At 60.9% G+C, this 24,494-nt stretch carries 22 protein-coding genes and 2 pseudogenes; 7 read left to right on the top strand and 17 right to left on the bottom strand.

What is annotated here, in order from left to right; genetic code table 11:
* Window positions 1-62: 62 nt before the first annotated feature.
* Together EL199_RS06680 and EL199_RS06675 are read right to left on the bottom strand one after the other, a co-directional pair.
* Window positions 63-446 carry an MAPEG family protein gene (locus EL199_RS06680; protein ID WP_004139939.1) on the bottom strand — a complete coding sequence of 128 codons (384 nt, stop codon included), beginning with the start codon at window positions 444-446 and terminating at the stop codon, window positions 63-65.
* A gap of 29 nt (window positions 447-475) precedes the next feature.
* The gene (locus tag EL199_RS06675; protein WP_040354564.1) at window positions 476-1,510 is read right to left on the bottom strand and encodes a threonine aldolase family protein; all 1,035 of its coding nucleotides are present in this window, start codon (window positions 1,508-1,510) and stop codon (window positions 476-478) included.
* A gap of 167 nt (window positions 1,511-1,677) precedes the next feature.
* On the opposite strand from EL199_RS06675, the gene EL199_RS06670 reads away from it, so the two are divergent.
* The 3 genes from EL199_RS06670 (at window position 1,678) to EL199_RS06660 (ending at window position 7,056) form a co-directional block, all read left to right on the top strand.
* Entirely contained in the window at window positions 1,678-2,865 is a 1,188-nt protein-coding gene (locus EL199_RS06670) for a hypothetical protein (RefSeq protein WP_004139937.1), read from the top strand.
* A gap of 190 nt (window positions 2,866-3,055) precedes the next feature.
* Window positions 3,056-3,463 (top strand): hypothetical protein, encoded by a 408-nt coding sequence (locus tag EL199_RS06665; protein ID WP_004139935.1) that lies wholly within the window; start codon window positions 3,056-3,058, stop codon window positions 3,461-3,463.
* On the top strand, window positions 3,460-7,056 hold the full coding sequence (locus EL199_RS06660; RefSeq protein ID WP_004139934.1) for a DUF2339 domain-containing protein: 3,597 nt from the start codon (window positions 3,460-3,462) through the stop codon (window positions 7,054-7,056). The genes EL199_RS06665 and EL199_RS06660 overlap by 4 nt, the downstream gene beginning before the upstream one ends.
* Window positions 7,057-7,093: 37 nt before the next feature.
* Here EL199_RS06660 and EL199_RS06655 read toward each other — a convergent pair.
* From EL199_RS06655 to EL199_RS06645, 3 genes and pseudogenes are all read right to left on the bottom strand, one after another.
* A pseudogene (locus EL199_RS06655) lies at window positions 7,094-7,723 on the bottom strand (transposase).
* Between the two features lie 286 nt (window positions 7,724-8,009).
* Window positions 8,010-10,169: a heavy metal translocating P-type ATPase gene (locus tag EL199_RS06650; protein WP_004139933.1), complete on the bottom strand. Its 2,160-nt coding sequence runs from the start codon at window positions 10,167-10,169 to the stop codon at window positions 8,010-8,012.
* Between the two features lie 101 nt (window positions 10,170-10,270).
* Complete coding sequence (locus tag EL199_RS06645) at window positions 10,271-10,480, bottom strand: heavy-metal-associated domain-containing protein (RefSeq protein ID WP_004139932.1); 210 nt, start codon at window positions 10,478-10,480, stop codon at window positions 10,271-10,273.
* A gap of 100 nt (window positions 10,481-10,580) precedes the next feature.
* On the opposite strand from EL199_RS06645, the gene EL199_RS06640 reads away from it, so the two are divergent.
* The 3 genes from EL199_RS06640 to EL199_RS06630 are packed head-to-tail and all read left to right on the top strand — an operon-like array spanning window position 10,581 to window position 11,805.
* Window positions 10,581-10,988: a MerR family DNA-binding protein gene (locus EL199_RS06640; protein WP_004139931.1), complete on the top strand. Its 408-nt coding sequence runs from the start codon at window positions 10,581-10,583 to the stop codon at window positions 10,986-10,988.
* Between the two features lie 45 nt (window positions 10,989-11,033).
* Entirely contained in the window at window positions 11,034-11,369 is a 336-nt protein-coding gene (locus tag EL199_RS13665) for an IS630 transposase-related protein (protein ID WP_081447799.1), read from the top strand.
* On the top strand, window positions 11,257-11,805 hold the full coding sequence (locus EL199_RS06630; protein WP_391527313.1) for a transposase: 549 nt from the start codon (window positions 11,257-11,259) through the stop codon (window positions 11,803-11,805). Before EL199_RS13665 ends, EL199_RS06630 begins: the two co-directional genes overlap by 113 nt.
* 92 nt (window positions 11,806-11,897) lie before the next feature.
* On the opposite strand, the pseudogene EL199_RS06625 reads toward EL199_RS06630, so the two are convergent.
* Window positions 11,898-12,688, bottom strand: a pseudogene (locus EL199_RS06625) (IS5 family transposase).
* Between the two features lie 275 nt (window positions 12,689-12,963).
* Here EL199_RS06625 and EL199_RS06620 point away from each other — a divergent pair.
* Window positions 12,964-14,172, top strand: coding sequence for an integrase core domain-containing protein (locus EL199_RS06620; RefSeq protein WP_126316038.1), 1,209 nt, complete (start codon window positions 12,964-12,966; stop codon window positions 14,170-14,172).
* A gap of 146 nt (window positions 14,173-14,318) precedes the next feature.
* Here the strand turns inward: EL199_RS06620 and rpoN are convergent, their stop codons facing one another.
* From rpoN to EL199_RS13660, 11 genes are all read right to left on the bottom strand, one after another.
* Window positions 14,319-15,743, bottom strand: a complete 1,425-nt coding sequence (gene rpoN, locus EL199_RS06615) for an RNA polymerase factor sigma-54 (protein WP_004139929.1) — start codon at window positions 15,741-15,743, stop codon at window positions 14,319-14,321.
* Between the two features lie 15 nt (window positions 15,744-15,758).
* Window positions 15,759-16,481 (bottom strand): LPS export ABC transporter ATP-binding protein, encoded by a 723-nt coding sequence (gene lptB / locus EL199_RS06610; RefSeq protein ID WP_040354558.1) that lies wholly within the window; start codon window positions 16,479-16,481, stop codon window positions 15,759-15,761.
* Between the two features lie 141 nt (window positions 16,482-16,622).
* Window positions 16,623-17,105: a lipopolysaccharide transport periplasmic protein LptA gene (lptA, locus tag EL199_RS06605; protein ID WP_004139927.1), complete on the bottom strand. Its 483-nt coding sequence runs from the start codon at window positions 17,103-17,105 to the stop codon at window positions 16,623-16,625.
* Complete coding sequence (gene lptC, locus EL199_RS06600; RefSeq protein WP_126316037.1) at window positions 17,089-17,628, bottom strand: LPS export ABC transporter periplasmic protein LptC; 540 nt, start codon at window positions 17,626-17,628, stop codon at window positions 17,089-17,091. The genes lptA and lptC overlap by 17 nt, the downstream gene beginning before the upstream one ends.
* A gap of 256 nt (window positions 17,629-17,884) precedes the next feature.
* A complete protein-coding gene (locus EL199_RS06595; protein WP_004139924.1) occupies window positions 17,885-18,850 on the bottom strand; it encodes a KpsF/GutQ family sugar-phosphate isomerase in 966 nt (321 codons plus the stop codon).
* On the bottom strand, window positions 18,847-19,527 hold the full coding sequence (locus EL199_RS06590; RefSeq protein ID WP_004139921.1) for an SDR family NAD(P)-dependent oxidoreductase: 681 nt from the start codon (window positions 19,525-19,527) through the stop codon (window positions 18,847-18,849). Before EL199_RS06590 ends, EL199_RS06595 begins: the two co-directional genes overlap by 4 nt.
* The gene (locus EL199_RS06585; RefSeq protein ID WP_004139919.1) at window positions 19,524-20,195 is read right to left on the bottom strand and encodes an HAD family hydrolase; all 672 of its coding nucleotides are present in this window, start codon (window positions 20,193-20,195) and stop codon (window positions 19,524-19,526) included. The genes EL199_RS06590 and EL199_RS06585 overlap by 4 nt, the downstream gene beginning before the upstream one ends.
* A complete protein-coding gene (ubiG, locus tag EL199_RS06580) occupies window positions 20,192-20,887 on the bottom strand; it encodes a bifunctional 2-polyprenyl-6-hydroxyphenol methylase/3-demethylubiquinol 3-O-methyltransferase UbiG (RefSeq protein ID WP_004139917.1) in 696 nt (231 codons plus the stop codon). Before ubiG ends, EL199_RS06585 begins: the two co-directional genes overlap by 4 nt.
* Window positions 20,888-20,896: 9 nt before the next feature.
* Window positions 20,897-21,334, bottom strand: coding sequence for a CopD family protein (locus EL199_RS06575; RefSeq protein ID WP_004139916.1), 438 nt, complete (start codon window positions 21,332-21,334; stop codon window positions 20,897-20,899).
* Between the two features lie 210 nt (window positions 21,335-21,544).
* Complete coding sequence (locus EL199_RS06570) at window positions 21,545-23,101, bottom strand: SLC13 family permease (RefSeq protein ID WP_081447798.1); 1,557 nt, start codon at window positions 23,099-23,101, stop codon at window positions 21,545-21,547.
* Window positions 23,102-23,128: 27 nt separating this feature from the next.
* The gene (locus tag EL199_RS13660; protein WP_004139914.1) at window positions 23,129-24,439 is read right to left on the bottom strand and encodes a threonine/serine exporter family protein; all 1,311 of its coding nucleotides are present in this window, start codon (window positions 24,437-24,439) and stop codon (window positions 23,129-23,131) included.
* Window positions 24,440-24,494 lie beyond the last annotated feature (55 nt).

Genomic DNA, 24,494 nt, shown 5'->3' with positions numbered 1-24,494 from the left:
GCCGCCCGCCGCACCCATAAAAAAACCACCGCATGCGGTGGTTTTTTCGTCTTGCGCACGCCCTACGCCGCCGCGACAAACAGCGCGACGATGCAGAGCAAGTTGACGCCAAACACCGCCGAGCGCCACGTCGGGCGGTCGCTGATATAGCAATAAATAAAAGCGAGACGGCTCGCGACGAACAGCAGCGCCCAGAGATTGATAGTCGCTTGTGCGGCGTTGCCCGTCGCGTGCGCGATGATGACCGCGGCGGCAAACGGCGGGAAGATTTCATAGCTGTTTTGTTGCGCCGCGTTAGCGCGTGCCGCTTTGCCGCGAGTGCGGGCAAGAAAGACGCGCGGGTCGTGGTTATCCGCCCAGGAAAAACCGGCGAGGCGTTTGGCGTAGGCGGCACAGCCAATCGGCAAGAAGGCGGCGGCGAGAATGCTCCAATAGGCAAGGGTCATGGTTGGCTCCAGGGTTCATCATGCAAGCATCACAGCCGCCCTGCCGCGTCCACCAGCGCGCGCACATCCTCCGCCGTGGTCGCCCAACTGGTGCAGTAGCGCAGCACCTCCTGCTCGCCGTGCGCTTCCCAGTAGGAAAAGCCAAATTCGCGCTGGAAGTATTCCGCCGCATCACGCGCCAGAATGGGGAATTGCTGGTTGGTGGTGGAGGCGCCGTAGAATGCCACGCCTTTTGCCGCAAACGCCGCGCGGATCTCGCGCGCGTAGGTGACTGCGGTGGCGCAGATGCGCTGGTAGAGACCGTCGCGGAAAAGGGCATCGAACTGGATGCCGAGCAGCCGCCCTTTGGCGAGCAGGCCGCCGCCCTGTTTCATCATCGCGCGGAAGTTGGCTTTGTAGGCATCGTTCATGATGACCACCGCTTCGCCGAACAGCGCGCCGCATTTGGTGCCGCCGATGTAGAAAACGTCGCACAGCGCGGCAAGATCGGGCAGGGTGAGGTCGCTTACTTCCGGCGCCAGCGCGTAGCCGAGGCGCGCGCCATCGACAAACAGCGGCAGACGGTAATGGCGGCAGGTTTGCGCCAACGCGGCGAGTTCCGCCTTGCTATAGACGGTGCCGAGTTCGGTCGGCTGTGAAAGATAGACCATCCCCGGCTGCACGATGTGCTCCTTGACGCCGCTTGCCAGCCAGTAGCGCTCCATGAAATCGCGCAGTTGCGCCGCATCCAGTTTGCCGTCGGCAGCAGGCAGGGTCAGCACTTTGTGGCCGCCCGCTTCAATCGCACCGGTTTCGTGTACGGCAATATGACCGCTGTCGGCGGCAATGACGCCCTGCCACGAGCGCAGAATGCTGGCGATAACGGTGGCGTTGGTTTGCGTACCGCCAACGAGGAAATGCACATCCGCCGCCTCACTACCGACGGCGGCGCGGATACGCGCCCGCGCCGCTTCGCAGTAAGGATCGAGGCCGTAACCGGCTGTTTGTTCGAGGTTGGTCGCGACGAGTGCATCAAGGATGGCCGGATGGCAGCCGCTGAGGTAGTCGCAGCCGAATTGCGTCATGGGTTTCTCCTGTTGGGGCTGAAGGGCGGCATTATAGGGAAATATCCGCCTGGCCTGCGGTTGTCCCCCATAGCGGCAGCCGGTTTCGCCCCGGCTTTCTCGCTTTGCGTTTTTTATGGGGATAGACTTGGCGCACCTTTCGCCGTTCCGTTTATCTCCCATTCATCATGAACCCCGCCACACTCGACCGCTTGTCGCACGGCTATTTCGCCGCTTTCCTCATCCTCGGCTGGCTGCTGCCAAACCACATCGCATCCGCACGCTTTATCACCGCTATTGTCTGGGTGGGGCTGATCATAGTCAGCCTGATGCGCCACCAGCACAGCCGCCGTGTCCGCCACCGTTTTCATAAGTTTATCGCCATCGGCACTGGCAGCATCTTGCCGCTGATTGTCGCCGCCATGCTGTATTCCGAAGGACTGCTGCTGCTTGATGACTGGCAAAACGGCGACTACCGCCAGCCGCGCGCCGAACTGCTGCACGCCGCCTTCACCATACCGGCAAAAGAACAATGCGACGCCAATGCCCAAAGCAACACGTGCTGGTTCCCTGCCGATGGCTACCGCCTGCACTGCTCGCAGACAAGCAGCGACACCTGCCAGCGCGCCTATGCCTACGCCGGACAGCAGGCGCAGGCATGGCACTACGACGGCAGGATTTACGAACTGCGCGTCGGCGAGCAAGTTATCTACGACTACGCGGCGCAAATCGCCGCCTTTGAGAAAGCGCGCCACAACCTGCGCCGCGGCATACTGGAACTGCTTTTCTTCGTCGCTCTGCCGCAACTGTGGCTTGCCTGGCAATATTGGCGCCTCGGCAAAATGATGCCGGAAGAAAGCGACGACGCCCCGCAATACCGCACCATCCCGCGTAAAGGCAGTAGCACCCCTGCCCGGCGTAACCGCCTTTTTATACCGGCGCTCAAGCCGGCTATCCGCGCGTTCAAGATTCTGGCGGGGCTTGCCCTCTTGCTGCTGACGCTTTCCCTTGCCAGCAAACCCGACATTTGGACCTTTTCCGGTGGCGTCATCCTTGTTGCTGCGCTCCTTGCGGTCGTCCCGGGCGACGGCAACGGCTACTGGCGCTACCACGCCGCCCGGCAAAGCATCGAGCGCGTGCGGCGGCAATACTTTCGCTGGCGGGTGGAAGAGACGCAGCCGCTCGCCGACTGGCAGGCGGTCGCTACCGTGCAAACCGCAGAAGACATGTGGACGGTCTGCCTCATCGGCCACGATGGCGTAACAACGCGCGAACTGGAACGCTTTGGCGTCTTAGCCGGTGGTCGCACCTATGCGCGCAAATACCGCAAGCAAATCAGCAAGGCGACGGGGCTGGCAGAATGGGAAGAACAATAAGGTGGCGCAAACGTGGTGCATCATCAAAAACGGCACAATGCGTTTCCTTGCTTAAAAATCCCCTTACAGGTAGAAGCCCGCAGCGGTGAAGGTGCTTCTGGCAGATATTAAACGGGTTCCCAATGGGAGCCGCTGGAATCCGCCCGCGTAGTGTTAAGATGAACCGCATCTTAATCGCAGGGAGTCGCCCATGTTCAAATCGCTTGCCCTTTTCGCCGCGAACTATCTTCTCGATATTTCCGTGCTGCACCTCATTCCCTTGGCCGCCGTCGCCACGCATTTTCACTGGGTCTATCCGCTGGTTGCCGCCATCTCGGCGGCATTTACCCTCGCCATCACCCGCTATGCCCGCCCGCTCGCCTTCAGCCTTGCCGCGCTGCCGCTCGTTTATCTGTTGAGTTTCGCCCGTTTTGTCGGCGAGACGGTGTGGTATCTCGGTTTTGATACGCTGCGGCAGATGCACGGCACGATGTTGCCGATGATGCTGGCGCAGTTGCGCGAGAATCTCAGCGCGCAAGACGTCGTCTTGATGCTTGCCAATGTCGCCGCCGTTTTCCTCGCCCTTTATTTGCCCGCCCGTTGGAGCACGAGGTTATGAGCGGCTGCGCGGTTTCGGTTCTTTATTTTTGTGTCATTTTGCCGGGAGCGCTGGCTGCGGATGTTTTCCTCGGCGGCAACGGCATTTTCAGCGCGCTCGGCATTATTGCCGCACTCGTCCTTTACGGCACGCGCCCGCAAGCGCCGCAACCCGCCGCCGATGACATCAGCACGCTGCGCCAGCTCGTCTATGATTTGCAGCAACAAGTAAACACGCTGCGCGGCGAGCTACGACAACTGCAGGCGAAGGTCGCCCATCAGCCACGCGCCGTCAATACGATGCCGCTGCGCCTGGCGGAAACGCCGCAGGCGGTCAGCGCCGAGATGCCGAAGCGTTTTCCGCCGCCAGAATCTATCGCAGAAGCGCCGTCCGACGACTGGCAACTGCCCGACCTTGACGACCTCATCACGACTCCGGCCAAAGCCGCCGCAAGCGCCGCGCCACCGAAGCCTGCCCGACCGCCCAAATCCCACCCCATTCCCACACCCGCCGACGACAACACCTTCGTCGCCGGTCGCCAGCCACCGCCGAAACCGCGCCCCGCGTCTGTCCGCCACAACAAGCCTTCGCGCCTCGCCGCATTCTTCAGCGAAAACCTGCTGCTGAAAGCGGGCATCGCCATCCTTTTCCTCGGCCTCGCCTTCCTGCTGCGCTACGCCTCGACGCGCGTTCACATCTCCATTCCGCTGCGCTACTGCGCCGTCGCCGCCACCGCTGCGGTGCTTGCCGCCGCCGGTTGGCATCTGCGCACAAAACGCCGCGATTACGCCCTTGCCATTCAGGGCGCGGCGCTCGCCATCCTGTATCTCACCGCGCTCGCCGCACTCAAGCTGCACGCCCTGCTCGACCCCGCCGTCGCCTTCGCGCTGATGAGCGCCACCACCGCGCTGCTGGTTGCCCTCGCCGTGTTGCAAAATGCGCGGGTGCTGGCGCAAATCGCCCTCATCGGCGGCCTTGCCGCGCCGGTACTCACCGCCAGCGGCAGCAACAACTATCTCGCGCTCTTTGCCTATCTCGCCCTCTTGAACAGCGGCGTCGCCCTCATTGCCCGCTACAAGGCATGGCGCTCGCTCAACCTCATCGGCTTCAGCGGCACGCTCGCCATCGCCGGCAGTTGGGGCAGCGCGGCTTACGACCCGGCGCAGTTCATGAGCGTCGAACCCTTCCTCATTTACCACCTCGTCCTCTATACCGCCATCGTTTGGCGTTATTGCCGCCAGCGCGCCGCCGCGGACGACCCGCCGACGCTTGCCAACAACGCCAGCCTGACCGCCCTCCTCGACTACTGTCTGCGCGGCTTCCAGCGCATCGGCAACCTCGACAGCACCCTGCTCTGCGCGACTGCGCTTGGCTGCTACGGCCTGCAATACAGCCTCGCCGCCCACCTGCCCTACGGCGCGGCGTGGTCAGCGCTCGCCTTCGCCCTGTGGTACGGCGGCGTCGCCCTGCTGGCGCGGCAAGACGAAGAAATGCGCCCGCTGCATGAAGCCAGCCTCATCCTCGCCGCGCTCTTTGCCGTGCTGGCCATCCCGCTCACCCTCGATGGCCGCTGGACGGCAAGCAGCTGGAGCCTGCAAGCGGCGCTCGTCTACTACCTCGCCACGCGCCACAAGAACCCCATCAGCCGCCTCGGCGCGCTCACGCTGCAACTCGCCGCCGCCGTCGCCCTGCTCGCGCACTACCGCCTCACCCCGTACGCGGCCATCATCCTGCAAGGCGCAGCCAGCGCGACGCTGATTACCGCCATGAGCGGCAGCGCCATCCTCCTCATCGCCGCCCACAACAACGACGAAGCCCGCGCCGACTGGGAACGCAACCTGCTCGCCGCGACCTTCCTTGCCACCATCCTGATAACCCTCGCCCTGCCGCTGCTCTTCCTGCCGTTCGCCTGGGCGGCCGCCATCTGGCTAATCGAAGCCAGCGCCGTGTACCACCTCGGTCTGCGCCTCGCCAACCCTACCGCGCGCCAGGCAGGACTCGCCCTCGCCGCCCTCGCCTTGCTCACCCTCATCACCACCTACCGCCCCACCCCCTACGGCGAAACCCTGCTGCAAGGCTCGCTCGGCATTACCCTCATCATCGCCGCCTGCGGCAGCGCCAACATCCTCGGCTGGTGGCAAAGCGCGCGCGAACCCGTGCCGCCCTGGGAAACCATTGGCCAGCGCGGCAGCGCCATCGCCGCCTACAGCGCCGCTGTTGCCCTACCGCTCCTCGCCCTGCCGCCAGAATGGGCCGCGCCATTCATCGCCGCGACCGCCTTCCTCCTCTCCCTCATCCAGTACGCCTACTGCACCGGCGAACACGACGAACCGCATCCGGCGCCGCGCGTCTATGCCATAACCCTCAACATACTGACCCTCCTCAGCAGCAGCCTCGCCATGCTCCTTGCCGATAAACACCCGGCAAGCCTTGCCCTCGTCGCCCTCACCATGCTCGCCACCGCCTGGCTACACGACCACGAACGCCGCTACGACCCACGGCACTACATCGTCGCGACCCCGCTCCTCCTCTTTGGCAGCACCAAACTCCTCTACGCCATTGAACCCTGGCTTGCCGCTCCCTTCCCGGAAAGCCACGCCGTATGGGCGCTATTTATCGTCGCCGCGCTGCTGCACGGCCTAAGCCGCTTCGACTGGCGCGACGCCGGCCGCCTCGCCCTCGCCTGGCTGCCGCTCTACCCGCTGCTCCTCATCCTCAGCGGCTACTACCATCCCGCCAGTGCCGCCAGCGGCGAATGGCTGCTGGTGAACCTCGCCGCCATCGCCCTGCACGCCCTGACCCTGACGCGCTGCGAGGGCGACCCGCATCCGAGCGTCGCCCGCATCCGCCCGTGGCTGCACGCCCTCGGCTACAACCTGCACACCCTCAACCTGATGCGCCTTGCGAGCGCGACCGCCGTCGCCACCTTCGGCATCGACAGCCTGTGGCACATGCCCGCGCTCCTCGCCGCGCCGCTACTGGCACTCACCCTGCCGACCCTGCCCGCCTTGCTCCCCTGGACAGAGCGCTACCGCGACACCTACCACGGCGTCGCCGCCCTGCCGCTGGTCGCGCTCATCCTGGCGACACTCGCCTACTACAACCTGCACCACAGCGGTGGCAGCCCGCCCCTGCCCTACCTGCCCTTCGCCAACCCGCTGGAAATCACCAGCCTTGCCGCACTCTGGCTGCTGTGGCGCTGGTGGCAACAAAGCGACCTCGCTGTCTGGACGGCAAGCCTGCCGCGCGCCCTGCCGCTGGCAGTCCTCGGCGGAATCATCATCAGCCTCGACATCCTGCGCCTCTGGCACCACTACCTCGGCGTCCCCTGGCGCGTGCACGACCTCCTCGCCTCCTTTGGCGTGCAGGCCAGCCTCAGCCTCACCTGGGCGCTGGGTGCCATCGCGCTGATGGCGAGCGGCCACCGCCGCCAACAACGCCGCCTGTGGACGGCAGGCGCGGCACTGATGGGCATCGTCGTCGTCAAACTGTTCGTCGTCGAACTGGGCGACAGCAACGGCATCGCCCGCATCGTCTCCTTCATCGGCGTCGGCGTACTGCTCCTGCTCGTTAGCTACTACGCCCCCGCACCAAAAAAAGACGCCGAGGAATAGCGGCGTCGTTTAGTAGATGGATGGGCTTAGAACGTGTTCATAGTCTTCGTAGCAGGACTCCCAAGAAAGCCAAAACGACCATTTGCAGACTGGTACTCAACTTACGCTCGCAGTTTTTCCAAAGCCGCCTGTTCTTTTCCAACCAGGAAAAGCTGCGCTCTACTACCCATCGCTTCGGCAATACTGCAAAACGGTGCAATTCGTTTCGTTTGGCAATCTCTACTTCCGCACCAATCAACGCCTGTACCGACGAAGCAAATGCCTTGCCCGTGTAACCACCGTCAGCAAGGATTTTTTGTATCGCACCAAGATTATCCAGCTCGCGTTCTCTGCGCATCAATAATCAGGAAAGTGGTTGCTTCATGGCGACCCTGCTTGCGGCGCTCCGCAACTACCTGATTTTTTTAATGCTTCCTCAAGGATACTGATGCCACTCTCGCGTGGCTCAGTCCATCTCTGGAAGTAGGAATGCACGGTGCGCCATTTGGGGAAGTCGCCCGGCAAAGCGCGCCAGGAGCAGCCAGTGCGTTGCAGATAGAGAATGGCACGAGACATCGTACAAGTCCACCTGGCGTGGCGCTGTGCGTTTACGGGCACTTTCCAGCAGGGGAAGGAGAGGCGCAAATTGCTCACGACTGATATCGCTTGGGTAGGTTTTTCTGTTCATACCGATAGTTTACAGCAGAGGCTGAGACAATGAACACGTTCTAAGGTCAACAGACCCTAATATGGTTAGAGATTTACTTGTCAGCAGACCCTAGCGCAAAGCGGCCGACCAGGCTGATAGAGGTGTTCTGCGGGAATTACCATATCCAGTGCTTGGTGTGGACATTCATGGTTATAAATGTGTCGCCAGTGGCCAAAACGTCTTTGCGCCACGAACAGCGCAGAAAAAACCATACCTCTCATTCAATTCAGTCTCGAGCGTTAAGTAGACACCTATGCCTATTTAATTACTCAATTTTTGCCCGTTTCAGCCGCATTGCATTGCCCAGCACGGAGATGGAACTCAGCGCCATTGCTGCGCCGGCAATAATAGGATTGAGGTAGCCGAATGCGGCAAGCGGGATACCCAGCACGTTGTAGATGAAGGCAAAGAACAGGTTTTGTTTGATGTTTTTCAGGGTGGCGCGGCTGATGAGCAGCGCATCCACCAGTTGATTGATGCTGTGCTGCATCAGGGTCGCAGAAGCGGTGTGCGCAGCGACGTCCGCCCCATCCTGCATGGCGAAACTAACGTTGGCGGCAGCAAGTGCGGGCGCGTCGTTGATACCATCACCGACCATTGCGACTACCTTTCCAGCAGCTTTGAGCGCCTGTACGGCGGCAGCTTTGTCACGCGGGCTCATGCCACCGGTAGCCTGGGTAATGCCGAGTTGGGTAGCGATGTAACTGACGGTGTTTTGCGTATCACCGCTCATAATGTGTGTGGCGATACCGTGCGCATGCAGGCGGGCGATGGCAGCGGCGCTATCGGCTTTTGGCGTATCGGCAAGGGCGAAGGCACCAAGCGGGCGGTCGTCCACGGCAACAGCAACAATGCTGGCAGTCTGCCAGATGGAGTCAAGGCCGGCGGGCAGTTGCAGGCCACAGTAGTCAGGCTTGCCGACTTTGACGCTGCCGACGCCCTTGATCTCTGCATGAATGCCTGCACCAGCATCAGTTTTGGCGTCGTGGGTTTCCGGCAAGTCGAGGCCGCGCGTTTGTGCCGCTTGCACGATGGCACGGGCGAGCGGGTGCGTGGCGTGTTGTTCGACGGCAGCGGCGAGACGGTAGAGATTGTCTTCGTCGCCAGCAGGCGTATAGGCGGCGACAATACTGGGTTTCCCTTCGGTCAGGGTGCCGGTTTTGTCGAGAACGACGGTATTGACGTGCGCGGCTTCTTCCATCGCGGCGGCGTCTTTGTAGCGGATACCGCGCTGTACGGCCTTGCCCATGCCGACCATGATGGCGGCGGGGGTGGCGAGACCGAGGGCGCAGGGGCAAGCGATGACAAGCACGGCAACGGCATGCATCAATGCGCGCGTCCAATCGTCTTTAATGAAACCAGTGAGAATGAAGGTGGCAACGGCGATGGCAACGACGGTCGGCACGAAGATGGCAGCGGTTTTATCGGCGAGACGCGCAATCGGTGCTTTGCTGCCCTGAGCTTCGGACAGGGCGTTCATCATGTCACCGAGCAGGGTGTGGCTGCCGAGCTGTTCGGCGCGGTAGGTAATACTGCCGTCGCTCATCAGCGCTCCGGCAAGGACGCGGCTACCCGCTTCTTTGGCTTCAGGACGCGATTCGCCGGTGAGGTGGCTTTCGTCCGCCCAGCCGCTGCCACTCTCAACGGTACCGTCGGCAGCGATACGCTCACCGTGATTGGCGCGGATGTGGTCGCCGATTTGCACTTGATCTAGCGGCAGGGTTTGCCAGTGGCCATCGCGCTCGACCATGACTTGCGGCGGGGTGAGTTTGAGCAAGAGACTGAGGCTGTTCAGGCTATTTTTTTTGGCGCGGTGTTCGAGGTATTTGCCGAGCGAGACAAAGCCGATAACCATCACCCCTACCTCGAAGTAGATTTGTCCGCCGTGTGCGAGACCATGTTCGCCGTGCGGGGCAAAGAAGAGCATGGCGGTGGAATAGGCGTAGGTAGCGACGGTACCGATGCTGACCAGTACGTCCATATTGGCCAGCCCGCCCTTAATGCTGGCCCAAGCGCTTTTGTAGAACGGCACGGCGAGCCACAGTTGCACGATACTGGCGAGTGCAAACTGCACATACGGCGAAATCATCCAGTCATTCCGCCCGACGAGCATCCCCGCCATGCCGATAAGAAAGGGGATATTGATGGCAAAGAGCAGCCACAGCCGCCAGCCGATATGCGCTTCTGGTGCGGCCTGGGGTAACTCTTCCGTTTTTTCCTGTGCGCCGTAGCCGGTCTTCTGGATGATGGCGATGATGTCAGCGATGCTGGTTTTACTGTCGTCAAACGTGACCTGCGCCTCTTCACTGGCGAAGTTCACCCCCGCCGATTCGATAAAGTCTTTCTTATTCAGCATTTTCTCAATGCGCGAAGCGCAGGCCTGACAGGTCATACCTTCAATCTGGAAGCGGATTTTTTGTTGCATGGAATGTTCCTCTGTGAATAGTTAGGCGCATCTTGAGGCTTGACGCAGGGTCAGGGTCAAGCAGAAAAAACCCCGCCGGGCGGCGGGGGCATCTCTTTTCTTTATAGGGAAGCGTCATAACCGCCGTCTTCCACGGCGGCAATCAGCGCATCAACGCTGGTCTTCTCCGCATCGAACGCCACCTCGGCGCGCTTGTCGGCGAGGCTCACCTCCGCGCTTGCCACGCCGTCCACGCCTTGCAGGATTTTGGTGACGCTTGCCACGCAGCCGTTGCAGGTCATGCCGTCGATATTCAAAGTAATGTGTTGCATAAAAACCTCTTGAGAAACAAACAGAAAAAATGACGCGCGCTTGCATGCCCCCGCGTCGGGTGGCACTATAAACCTTTACCCGCAGACAAGGTCAACCCCCATGCACATCAGCGCCGCCGCCCGCCACACCGGTCTATCCGCCAAACAAATCCGCGATTACGAAAAACGCGGCCTGCTCGCGCCCGCCACGCGCAGCGCCGCTGGCTACCGCAGTTACGACAGCGCCGACCTCGCCCGCCTGCACTTCATCCGACACGCACGCGCCGTCGGCTTCTCCTTGCAACAAATCGCTACCCTGCTGCGTTTGCAGGAAAACCCCACTCGCCACGCCAGCGAAGTGAAAGCGCTCACCGCCGCACACATTGCCACCCTGCGCGCACAAATCGGCGACTTGCAGGCGATGGTGGCGGAATTACAGCGCTGGCACGACGCCTGCCACGGTGACGACACACCCGCCTGCGCGATTCTGGACGGCTTGCAGCAAGATGAGCCGCAAGGGTGTGACTGAACGTAGATATAGTTAAAAAGCAGGAAAACAGTAACCATCAAAATCATGGCCTATCCAGCCCATATCCGTAAAAGAATCCTTGCAGAACTCGAAAATAGCACCTATCGCGAAGTAGCGGCCAGACACCGTATCAGCCCCAACACCCTAGCTACCTGGAAGAAACAGCCACAACCCAAAGGCAGCCGCCGTTCTACGCCCCGCCTGCTCACAGAAGAAGTCATCCGGCAAGACGTGGCCGAGCACCCTGATGACTATCAATGGGAAAGAGCTGCACGTCTGGGCTGCTCACAAAACGGTATCTGGAAGGCGCTCAAGCGCTATCGCATCACCGTTAAAAAAAGACTTCCGCCACCGCAAGGCAGACGAAGAAAAACGCCGTGAATTCCTCGAAGTAAAAAGTGTCTACGAAGAACGTCTGCATCCATTTGTTTATATCGATGAGAGCGGCTTCAGAAAAGACATTTCCCGTCCTTACGGCTATGCACCACACGGGCAAAAATACGTAGGGGTATCTGGATGGAGCAAGGCACAAACCAACGTTATCGGCGCCCTGTGCGGCACGGTGCCATTTGCTTTCACTGCCTTTGATTGCAGCATAGACAGCGATGTTTTCCACACGTGGGCGACAGAAATCCTGCTGCCGGAACTACCCGCGTGCAGCGTGATCGTGATGGACAACGCCCCTTTCCACAAACGGCAGGACACGCTGGATGCGTTAAAGGCTGAGGGACATACGGTGCTGTGGCTTCCGTCCTATAGCCCAGTATTTTCGCCGCTTGGCGTTTTTTATAGTGCAACGATCAATCCTGGTTACTGATATCATTTTTCTGGGTTTTGACTATAAATACTCATCTCCTTATTGAAGCTGACAAGCAAATATTCCCTGTCCGGATGTGTGTAAGAACGTGTTCATAATCTTCGTAGCAGGACTCCCAAGAAAGCCAAAACGACCATTTGCAGACTGGTACTCAACTTACGCTCGCAGTTTTTCCAAAGCCGTCTGTTCTTTTCCAACCAGGAAAAGCTGCGCTCTACTACCCATCGCTTCGGCAATACTGCAAAACGGTGCAATTCGTTTCGTTTGGCAATCTCTACCTCCGCATCCATCAACTCCTGTACCGACGAAGCAAATGCCTTACCCGTGTAACCACCGTCAGCAAGGATTTTTTGTACCGCACCAAGATTATCCCTGTCACGTTCCAAGGCTAGCAGGCAGCCTTTTCTATCCGTAATATCCGCCGTCGTTACCGCAAGCGCATGCGGCAAACCCTGCGTGTCAACCGCTATATGCCGCTTGATACCGCTAACCTTTTTGCCCGCATCGTAGCCTTTTTTCATGGCCGTATCCGTGTTCTTCACACTCTGCGCATCAATAATCAGGAAAGTGGTTGCTTCATTGCGTCCCTGCTTGCGGCGCTCCGCAACTACCTGATTTTTTTAATACTTCCTCAAGGATGCTGATACCACTCTCGCGTGGCTCAGTCCATCTCTGGAAGTAGGAATGCACGGTGCGCCATTTGGGGAAATCGCCCGGCAAAGCGCGCCAGGAGCAGCCAGTGCGTTGCAGATAGAGAGTGGCACGAGACATCGTACAAGTCCACCTGGCGTGGCGCTGTGCGTTTACGGGCACTTTCCAGCAGGGGAAGGAGAGGCGCAAATTGCCCGCGACTGATATCGCTTGGGTAGGTTTTTCTGTTCATGCCGATAGTTTACAGCAGAGTCTGAGACAATGAACACGTTCTTAGGTATAAAAGAGCCGCTTCCCCGCAGGGCGAGACCCGTAGCGGACGGTGAGTGAGCTTATGCAGCTTGCGAGATGAATTTCCAATTTTTCAATTGCTTGCTACCCCCACCCTAACCCTCCCCCACAGGGGGAGGGGACATATCGGGGTACAACCCAAAGACCTCCTTTACAAAACAACCTAAAGACCTCGTTTACATCCAACATCACGGTATCGCCCCCTCGGAGATACCCATGCCCTGGAGACAAACGAACGTCATGCAACAACGAGAAATGTTCATCAACGCCTGGCTCAGCCAGAAATACAGCAAAATCGCGCTCTGCCGCCAGTTTGGCATCAGCCGCGTGACTGGCGACAAATGGATTGTGCGCTTCAAACAGGGCGGTATGGCCGCCCTTGCCGACCATTCCAGCCGCCCGGCAGGCTGCCCACGCGCCACCGATGCCCGCCTGTGCGAGCTGCTCTGCGCCGCCAAGCGCGAGCATCCCAGTTGGGGTGCGAAAAAGCTGCTTGCCCTGCTGCGCCGCCGTGCGCCGCATGAGGCCTGGCCTGCCGACAGCACCGGTGACCTCATCCTCAAGCGCGCTGGCCTGGTCAAAGCGCGCAAGCCCCGGCGCGGCATCAGCGCCGATGCCAGCCCGTTTACCGCCGCCGATGCGCCCAACCAAAGCTGGAGTGTGGACTTCAAGGGGGATTTCGCCATGCGCGGCGGACGCTGCTTCCCGCTGACCGTCAGCGACAACTACAGCCGCAAACTGCTGTGTTGTCATGGACTTGCCAGTACTGCTTACGCAGGCGTCTGGCCGCAGTTCGAGCGGCTGTTTGCCGAAAACGGCATGCCCTGGAGCATCCTGAGCGACAACGGCGCACCCTTTGCCGCGCGCAGCCTGGGTGGATTGAGCTGCTTGTCCAAACAATTCATAGACTTAGGCATCCGGGTGGAGCGCACTAACCCGGGGCATCCCGAACAAAATGGCCGACACGAACGCATGCACCGCAGCTTGAAAGCATGGCTGGCAGGGGTGGACAGCGTGCGGGAGGAGCTTTCGACATTGCGGATGCGCCTCGACGCATTTATGAAAGAATACAACGAAGAACGCATGCATGAAGGGTTGGGCGGCGCGGTGCCATCGGCCCTGTACCGACCGTCGCCGCGCGCATACACCGGGCGCATCGTGCCATACGAATACGACAGCCAGGCGCTCATTCGCAGCGTACGGCAAAGCGGAGAAATCAAATGGCGCGGACGGATGGTACATGCAAGCGCGCTGCTTGCGGGCGAGCGGATAGCGCTTCTGCCGTACGGCGACGGTGTGTGGGAAGTGCGCTACCGCTCTCATCCGCTTGGCTTTCTCAACGACCGGACGGGCAGGATTGAACCGCTGACACAATGGCGCGAGATTGCCCGCCCGGAAACCCCTCGGTGTAAACAACGTGTTTAGGTTAAAGTGTAAACAAGGTCTGTGTTCTACCCGGCGGCTTGCCTTGCTTTGCTCACGACGCAGAACGCTAAAAAATAACTTCTCCGCGATTTTGCACAGGCTTTTAGATATCGTGGGCTTCCGCTATCGCGGTTTTGCCCTCCGCTTCAGCGTTTGCGTCTGAGCGTCGTCGTCGGGATGTCCATGCTTTCGCGGTATTTGGTGACGGTGCGGCGCGCGATTTTGTGTCCCTGTTCGTTGAGCAGGTCGGTGATTTTTTGGTCGGAGAGCGGTTTTTCGGGTTTTTCACCGTTGATGATTTCGGCAATCAGCGCTTTGATGGCGATGATGGATTGGTCGTCGCCTTCGCTGTTTTCGAGTTGTGCCGAGAAGAAGTAGCGCAGCTCGTAGATGCCGCGTTTGCACATGAGGTATTTGCCATTGACCGCGCGGCTGACGGTGCTTTCGTGGATTTCCAGCATTTCCGCGACTTTTTGCCGGGAGAGCGGCCGCATCGCCGCTTCGCCTTCTTGGAAGAAGTCTTGTTGCAGGGCGACGATGATGTGGGCGACGCGGCGGATGGTGTCGGCGCGTTTGTCGATGGCGGTCAGAAACCAGCGCGCTTCTTGCAGTTGGGCTTGCAGCAGGGTCTTGTCCGCGCCTTTGGCGATTTCGGCGATTTTGGCGTAGTCCTGGTTGATGGTGAGTTCGGGGCGGATGTTTTCGCCGGTTTCGATGTAGCTGATGCCGTTTTTTTCGCGGACGATGATTTCGGGTTCGATGTATTGCGGCGCCTGTTCGGTGTAGCTTTGTCCGGGGCGCGGATCGAGGCTGCGCAGGAGCGCAATGGCGTGGTTGTAGGTGGCTTCATTCATGCCGAGGCGCTGGCGGATCATCGCCGGGTTTTTGCTGATGAAGCCGAAGTAACGCTGCATGATTTTTTGTAGTTCTTCCCGCCACGGGGTATCTGCCGGCAGGGCGGCAATTTGCAGGTTGAGGCATTCTTCGAGGTCGCGCGCGGCGATGCCGGTCGGCTGGCATTGTTGGACGATGCGCAGGCCGTCGGCGATGTCGGCGGCGCTGAGTTGGTATTGTTCGGCGAGTTTGTGGTTGTCGGCGCGGTAGTAGCCGTCGTCGTCGAGTTCGAAGGCGACGATGAGGGCGGCGCGGCGGCGCGCTTCGCTCAGGTGCGGCATTTGGTTAATTTGTTCTTCGAGCCAGGCGCCGAGGTCGGGTCGGCCGCTCAGGTAGAGTTCGAGGTTGCTTTCTTCTTCGTGGTAGGGCTGGTGGTCTTTCCAGTCGTGGTCGTAGTGTTCGTCCCAGGTGCTGTCGTATTCGAGTTCGCCGGAGAGGGTTTGGATCAGGCCGTTGTCGGGGTCGTGTTCGCTGTTTTCGTTTTCGTCGCTGCCGCTGCCGCGTTCTTGCAGGCTGTCGTTTTTGCGCTCCAGCATGATGTTTTGCATCAGCATGGCGCTGATTTCGACTTGCAGGTCCAAGCTGTTCATGTTGAGCAGCTTGATGGCCTGCTGGAGTTGCGGGGTGAGGGTTAGCCCTTGTTTGAGGCTGAGGTCAAGGCTTTGGTTTTGTTGCATGTTCCTTATGCCGGGTTAGTTGAGGGTGAAGTCTTCGCCGAGGTACACCCGCCGCGCTTCTTCGTGCGCGACGATTTCGGCAGGGCTGCCTTCGGCGATGATGGCGCCGTCGGAGAGGATGTAGGCGCGGTCGCAGCTTTTTAGGGTTTCGCGCACGTTGTGGTCGGTGATGAGTACGCCGATGCCGCGATCGGTGAGGTGGGTGATGATGTTTCTGATGTCGCCGACGGCGATAGGGTCCACGCCGGCGAAGGGTTCGTCTAGGAGGATGTAGCGCGGGTTGCAGGCGAGGGTGCGCGCGATTTCGCATCTTCGGCGCTCGCCGCCGGAGAGGCTTTGGCCGAGGGTGTCGGCGCGGTCGGCGATGCCGAGGTCTTGCATGAGTTCGTGCGCGCGCGCTTCGCGTTCGGTTTTGTTGAGGTCGGTGGCGAGTTCGAGGATGGCGAGGATGTTGTCGCGCACGCTGAGTTTGCGAAAGACGCTGGCTTCTTGCGGCAGGTAGGAGAGGCCGAGCTGGGCGCGGCGGTGCACGGGCAGCGCGGTGATGTCTTGGCCGTCCAGGAGGATGCGGCCACGGTCGGGGCGGACGAGGCCGATGGTCATGTAGAAGCTGGTGGTTTTGCCCGCGCCGTTCGGGCCGAGCAGGCCGACGACTTGTGCGGCGTCCACTTGGTAGCTGGCGTCTTTGACGACGCGGCGTTTGCGGTAGTTTTTTTCGAGGTGTTCGGCGATGAGCATGGTTTGGTTTGGCTTGTGGGTATAGGCTTTGGCGGTGGCAACGCTGTGGCTGCCCTCACCCCAACCCCTCTCTCGCTTCGCGAGCAATGCTTGTCCCAGAGGGAGAGGGGCTTTTTCAGCGGCAGATTTTTGATTCGTCGTTCATTTTGTCTTCGGCTGGAAGGTCATGTTCACGCCGCGGCCGGTGACGTGTTCGCGTTTGAGGTCGTAGGTGATGTGGTCGGCGCGGGTTTCGTTTTTGTCTTGTTTGACGTGGGCGTTTTTGTCGATTTCGACGGTGGAGGTCGGCACGGTGTATTTCATGTATTGGCCGCTGCCATCAATCGGCGGTTCTTTGGCGGGGACGTAGTGGAAGGTGGTCGGTTTGCCCCAGCTTTCGATGCTGTGGATTTTGCCTTCTTGCAGGCGGATGACGATTTTGTCGCCCTTGAGGTTCATTTCGCCCTGGGTGACGACGACGTTGCCGGTGTAGGTGGCAATGCCGGCGTTGGCGTCGTATTCGCCGCTGTCTGCCTTGAGGTTAATCGGCAGTTGTTGCGGGTTGTTGGTGGTTTTGTTTTGGGCGACGACGGCGGTGGCAGCAGCAAGGAGCGCGAGTGCGAGGTGTTTAGGGCGCAGGTTCATAGGTACTCTTGAGGTTGTGGTCGAGGGTGAAGTGGTTGGTGTTCATGTCCCAGCGCGCGCCGATGGCTTCGGTGCGGCTGGTTTCGCTGGTAAGGGTTATCGGGTCGGCGGTTTCGGCTTGCTGTTGTTCGGGGTGGTAGTGCAGGCTCGCGGTGGTGACGTGGTAGTGGTGCGTACCGCTTGTCTGTTCGCCGACGACGCCGCCGCTCAGGGTGATGCGGTTTTTGGCGGCGTTGCGTTCGGCCAATGCCGCGCGCAGGCTGCGTTCGCCGTTTTTCAGGCGGACGCGCATTTCGGGCTGGTCCAGGCGGTCTTCGCCGTTTTTCAGGTGTTCGGCCTGCGGGCTGTGCAGCACGCTCACTTGTGCGCCGTCGGCGTCGTATTGGTAGAGGGTGCTGTTGGTGAGCGACAGGCGCACCGGGTCTTCGGCAAGGGGCAGGACGGCACCGCGGTTTTCGCGCTGCCACCACCACAGGGCGACGATGGCGGCTGCGGCAATCCAGAGGAGATTGCGGCGGTTCATGGGCGCGCCTCCGCGATCCATAGGCTCCCTCTCCCTGTGGGGGAGGGGCAGCGGATGACGCTTGCGATATGCGGCAGGCGGTGCGCCAAGGCGCACCCTATGATCTTTCTTTTTACATACAGGTGAGCGCTCGTGGCGTATGTATAGCGATACACGCAAGGTTCTGTACAAGGCGCGCCGCCGAAGACAGTACGCTTTTGTACGGCGAGGCGGCGCAACACCGTACAGGGCTTTGCGTGGATTGCTATAAATGCCATCACGCGACTCCCGCCCGCAACAGGTCATGGATGTGGATGATGCCGGCGATGCGCTCGCCGTCCAGTACCGGCAGCGCGGTGATGTGGCGCGCTTCCATGTGTTGTAGTGCTTCGGCGGCGAGCACGGTGGGCGCGGTGGTTTGGGGCGCGCGAGTCATCACTTCGGCGATGGGGCGTTGTAAGGCGTCGGGGTATTTTTCCAGCGCGCGGCGCAGGTCGCCGTCGGTGAAGATGCCGAGCAGGCGGTCGCCGTCGCTGACCAGTGTGACGCCCAGCCCTTTGTCGGTGATTTGGAAGAGCGCGGTTTGTACGCTGGCGTCGCGCGCCACTTGCGGCACGGCGGCGTCGCGGCGCATGACGTCGCCGACTTTGGTCATCAGGCGCCGCCCTAATCTGCCGTAAGGATGCGAGCGGGCAAAGTCCTGTTCATTGAATTGCCGCGCCTGCATCAGGGTGATGGCAAGCGCGTCGCCAAGCGCCAGGGTCGCGGTGGTGCTGGTGGTCGGCGCGAGGCCGAGCGGGCAGGCTTCTTTTGCGACGACGACGGGCAGGTGCAGGTCGGCCTGTTGCGCCATGCTCGACTGCGGGCGGCCGGTGAGGGCGATGGTTTTTACGCCCAGGGCGCGCACGATGGGCAGCATCATCAGGATTTCCTGGCTTTCGCCGGAGTAGGAGATGGCGAGGATGGTGTCGTCGGCGGTAATCATGCCGAGGTCGCCGTGTCCGGCTTCGGCGGCGTGGACGAAGAAGGCGGGCGTGCCGGTGCTGGCGAGCGTCGCCGCGATTTTTTCGCCGATATGTCCGGATTTGCCGAGGCCGGTAACGATGACGTGGCCGCGCGTGGCGAGCAGCAGCTCGCAGGCGGCGAGGAAGGGTGCGCCGAGGTGGTCAATCTGCGCGCGCACGGCGTCAGCTTCGAGGCGCAAGACGTCGCGGGCGTGGGCAAGGCGGGTGTCGTTCTTCATGCGTGGTGTTGTTCCAGCGGTTCAGGGTTGCCGCGCAGGGCGTCCAGATAGAGCGGCACCGCCGCTTCAGCAGCGCGCCAATGCGCCTGTCCAGCGGGGTAGACGGCGCGGCTCAAGGGGGTATCCACCCAGCCGGGGTCCACGGTGGCAAAGCCAATCGCCGGATAGGCGTGTTTTTCCGCGTGCAGGGTGGCGATGAGTTTTTCCAGCGCCGCCTGGGCGACGCCATAGCTGTGCCAGTAGGCGCTTTGCACGCGGTGCTGGCTGTGCAGACTGAAGATGACGCGCGGGTTGGTGCCTGCCTCCAGCAGTTCACGCTGCGTCTGGAACAGCCACAGCGGCGCGGTCAGGTTCACTTGCAGCCCTTGCAGCCAGCTTTCCGGCGCGTCGTGAATGAGCGGGCGCAGGCCACCGCAAACCGCCGCCAGATGAATCTGCGCGTCCAGTTTGCCGTGGTCTTCCGCAATCATTTTGGCGAGGCGGGTGTAGGCGTCGTAGCCGCTGCGCCACAGGTCAAACGGCACTAGCGTGTGGTCGCCGCGCAATTCGCCGTCCAGCGCTTCCAGCGAGAGCGGGTCAAGGTCAAGCAGCAGCAGGTGATAGCCTTCGGCGTCCAGCGCGCGGGCGAGCGCCTGACCGATACCGCCGCAGGCGCCGGTGAGGAGGATGGTTTTCATGGTTCAACTCCCAAAAGATAAGGACGCAGCGCGGCGACATCCGGCACGAACGCCAGCGGGCGGTCAGCGGCGGTAAGTTCGGCGCGGCTGGTGTAGCCATAATCACAGTAAATCGACGGCATGCCGGCGCGGCTGGCGGCCTGCACGTCGGCGTTGCTGTCGCCAATCATGATGCAGCGCTCCGGCCGCACCCCCGCCAGCGAACAGGCATAGACGAGCGGCGCCGGGTCAGGTTTGCCGACTGCCAGCGTATCGCCGCAAACCAGCGCCGCCGCGCGCAACTCAAAACCAAAATGACGGGCGATGGCATAAGTGAAGCGCTCCAGCTTGTTGGTCACCACGCCCCACAGCACGCCGCGCGCCTCCAGCGCCGCCAGCAAATCTTCCATGCCGGGGAACCAGCGGGTGTGGTCGGCAATATGCTGTAAATAATCGGCATAAAACGCCTCCTGCAAGGCGGGCAGGCGCGGATCATCCGCGGCGGCGGCAAGGGCGTGCATCAGCATCGCGCGCGAACCATGCCCGGCATAAGGCAAGATGACTTCCGGCGGCGCGGGGGCGTGACCATGCTGCACCAGCGCGCGATTGACCGCAGCGATGAGGTCGGGGGCGGTGTCGAGCAGCGTGCCGTCCAAATCGAACCACACCGCCTGATACGGCGCACTCATGCCGCCTCCCTGCGCGCGGCGAACAAATAATTGATGTCGAGATTGCGCGAGAGGCACGCCGATTGCCGCAGCGGCAAATAATCCATGCCACAGAAGGCGACAGGCGTGAGCCCGGCGCGTTCCGCCATGCGCGAGAGCTCCGCCGGCTTGATAAACCAGTCGTATTGATGCGTGCCCTGCGGCACGAGATGCAGCAGGTATTCGGCAGCATAAACCGCGCCGAGGCGGGCTTTAAACGTGCGGTTAATCGTCGAAAAAAACGCCCAACCGCCCGGTTTCAACAGCGCGTGAATATCGCGCAAGACCGCCGCCGGATCGGCGACATGCTCCAGCATCTCCATACATGTAACCACGTCAAACACCTCGCCGCGCGCCGCCGTCTCGCGGCTGGACTCCAGCCGGTATTCGACCGCCTGCCCGGCGCGGTGCGCTTCCGCCGCCTGCAACGCGCTCTCTGCAAGATCAATACCCAGCACCGACGCGCCGCGTTCCGCCAGCGCCTCGCTCAAAATACCGCCGCCACAGCCCACATCCAGCACGCGCAAGCCCGACAACACCACAAAACGCTCCACGAACTGCAAACGCGCGGGATTAATCTGATGCAGCGTGCGGTACGGCCCCTGCACATCCCAAAACGCGCTGCCGTGCTGCTGAAAACTGCCAATATCGGCGGAAAGCGGAGCAGAAACCATAAAACCTCCTCAAAACGGCTTGAGCGACGCCAACAGGACAATGCCAATCAGCGCCACGCTCGGCACCTCATTAAAAAAACGATAAAACACATGACTGCGGCGGTTGCGTCCCGCGGCAAACGTGCGGTTGATGCGCCCGCAAAAAACCTGATACGCCACCAGCCCCGCGACCAAAACCAGCTTTGCGTGCAGCCAGCCCTGCCCCTTCAAGAACGCCCAGCCGCCTGCCCAGAGCAGCAGCCCGCCAAAGACGAGCGTCAGCCCCATGCCGATATGCCCCATGATGTATAGCTTGCGCTCCATCACGCAGAAGCGGCGCATCGTAGCTTCCTCGCCGTCATCCTGCGCCATCGCGTGATAAACATACAACCGCGGCAAATAAAACAGCGCGGCAAACCAGCACACCATACCGATAATATGCAGCGCCTTCCAGGTCAAATACGTCATGAACAAGCCTCTATGATGAATTATACCGCGCAGTTTACCGCATTGGCATGGATATTGCTAAGCCGCGCGGCTGACAACACGGACATCATCAAATCACGCTATGGCACCGCCCCGCGATAACCGCTATCCTGCCGCGTTTTCCGCATCCCTAAAAACCGACGATAGACAAAAAACCCCGCATCAGCGGGGTTTTTGCTTTGCTCGTGGGTCTTAGCTGCCGTTTGTCATCAGCACCCAGAGGATGATGAGTGCCGGGCCAATCAGGCCAACGCTCACGCCGCCCAGGCGGAATTCAGACTGCTTGAGCAGGCCGGTGCTGTAGGCAATGGCGTTCGGCGGGGTGGAGACCGGCAGGAACAGCGCGCACGATGCCGACAGGCCGATAATCAGCGGCAGCGCAATCGGGTTGTGGTCGCCAATGAGCGCGGTCGAGGAAAGCGCGACCGGGATGAGGATGGCGGTCGCCGCGGTGTTGCTCATGAAGTTCGACAGGCTGACGGTAATCAGCGCAAAGAGGACGACGAGTACGGTGTAGTCAATCTGCACGTGCTTCAATTTTTCCACGTAATAGGTGGCGAGGTGCTGCTCTTCGATGGCAAGGCCGAGCGCGAGACCGCCTGCGACCAGCATCAGCGTGTCCCACGGCAGGGCGCGCACGTCTTTGCCGGTCAAAATACCGGTAAGCGTCAGCCCGGCGATGGGAATGCCGGAGACGGCGGCAGTCGGGATGCCAAAAAGCTGTTTGCCCAGCATCCAGAAGAACAGGGTCAGGACGAGGATGGCTATCATGATTTGCTCTTGCAGGGCATTCACCGCGGGCGCCTCATCGCTGGGTGCGGTGAGGAAGCTGGTGTCGAGCGGATCTTTGCCGATTTTGTAGGCGCTGACGAGGATGCGCCAAAAAACGAGGGTAAGGATGATGGCGAGCGGCATGCCGACAATCATCCAGTCAAGAAAGCCGACATGTATGCCCTGTTTGGCCAGCGCGCCGACGGTAATCGCGTTCGGCGGCGAGCCGATAATCGTGCCCATGCCGCCGATGGACGCCGCCGCCGGAATGCCGAGCAACAGCGCGCGCGAAAAACTGCCCTTGCTGTTGGTATAGAGCGGCGCGGCGGTGGCAATCATCATCGCGGTGGTGGCGGTGTTGCTCATCAGCATTGAAATGCAGGCGGTGGTGAGCATCAGGCCGAGGAGGATATAGCGCGCCTGCTGGCCGAAACGCGGCAGCAGCTTTTGCAGCAGCTTGTAATCCAGGCGGGTTTTCTGCATCCCTTCGGCGAGGAAGAAGCCGCCGAGAAAGAGGATGATGATGCCGTCCGACCAGGTTTTCACATACTGGCCGACGTCAATGCCGTCCGCATTGCCGAGCGCATAGACGAGGAAGCCGACGATGAAAACGCCGACGGCAAACGGCGGCGCCGCTTCGGTAATCCAGAGCTGGATGGCGAAAAAGAGCAGAAACAGCGTGCAATATTGCGCGTAGCTGAAGCCCTCGCCCGCGACCACGAGCGCGAGAACAACGGAAATGACGAAGGCGGCGATGGCCTGTTTGATTTTCTTGCGGCTTTCCGGCGACAGCGCGCGCCAGGTGGTGGCGATATAGACTGCCGTATCACGGGGAAGCCTGCGGCAGCGCGCCACGAATGCGTGCCAACTGGCGACGGCAGACGCCCGCGCGTCATGGACGAGTTTGCGGCAACGTTCGCGGCAACGTGATACGAACGCACGCCAGCGCGACGTGTGGCCGGGTTTTGTCTCTTGCATAATTGCCTCTTTTATCAGGTTAAAAAATCAAACCACCGGCTTCTGCCGGTAAAATAGCAGCCCCGGCAGGGCGAGGCCAAAGACCAGCGCCGACAGCAAAAAGCCCGTCTGCACGAACTGATCGACCATCACCGCGAAGCGCTCCGGCGAATAGCCTTCCTTCTCAATGAGTACCAGCGCCAGCATCGCCTTGTACGCGGGAATGCCGGGGAACATCGGGATGACGGCGGCAACGGTAAACACCTTCGGATGCGCGCGGTGATAACGCTGCGCCAGCCAGACGCCGAGCGAGCCAACGAGGGCGGCGGCAAAAAACGTCGCAAAAACCGGCGTTACCTGCGCGAGCTTCAATAGCGTCGCCGTGCCGTGGCCGAGCGCGCCCAGCGCCGCGCAGAATTTGAGCGCGCGCGGCGGCACATTAAACAAAAGCGCAAAACCGACCGCCGGAATGGCGGCAAAAAACCAATCGTTCGCCAACAACCATGCGGCATCAAGCAGCGCACGCAACGCCGGACGCGCCACCGCCGTACTGCTCCAGTTATCAATACCCAGCACGGCAAGCGCCATGACAATACCGAGCGACGAGCCAAGCGTCAGTACCGTCGCCAGCGCCCAGCGGCCGATGCCCATATTCATGAAGCCCTTGAGCACATCCGAAAGCGAATTGATCAGCGGAAAACCGGGGACGAGCATCAACACCGCAGACGCCATCGCAATATGGGCGTCGTTGCCCACCTGAAAACGCAGCCCCAGCCCGGCGATGAGACTGGTAACAAACGCCGTCGCCATAAACACCAGCATCGCATTGAAATGCAGGCCGCCGAGCCATTGCCGCACCCGCATCCCGCAGACGCTGGCGGCAAAAGTGAGCGCGCACACCGGCCAGTCCGCACCGGAGAGGCGGGCAAAGCAGGCGCAGGACAGCGCGACCATCACCAGCACCAGCCACGGCGGATACACCTGCGTCCGCTGCTGCACCGCCTCCAGCGCTTCATGCACGCCAACGCGGTCAAGCCGCCCTTCCTCGGCGGCGAGCATGATGCGCTGCACGCTGCTGACCACCGTCATATTGACGCCGCGGTCCACATTGCGCCGCGCGGTGGTGATGCAATAGCGGTCAAAAACCGTCGTCAAGACAATCGAATTGGCGGTAAGCGTGCATTCCACCCGCGTCGCGCCGAGGGCATAGCCGAGCCGCGTCGAAACCCCGACCACCAGATTGCTCTCCGCGCCGTATTGCAGCAGCAACAGCGCCGACTGCACGCAGAGGCGGGTAACTTCGTGTTGCGCTTCCTCATCCAGATGTGCCGCGGCAACGGGCGGCGTTTGCCTGTTCATAGAATCTTCAAGAAAAAACGGATGGCGGCAATTTTACCGCTTCCCGCGCGCGCCG

This window comes from Cardiobacterium hominis, from assembly GCF_900637305.1.
Taxonomy (GTDB): domain Bacteria; phylum Pseudomonadota; class Gammaproteobacteria; order Cardiobacteriales; family Cardiobacteriaceae; genus Cardiobacterium; species Cardiobacterium hominis.
The sequence above is the reverse complement of the archived record's forward strand: the minus strand, read 5'-3'. Positions and strand labels throughout refer to the sequence as shown.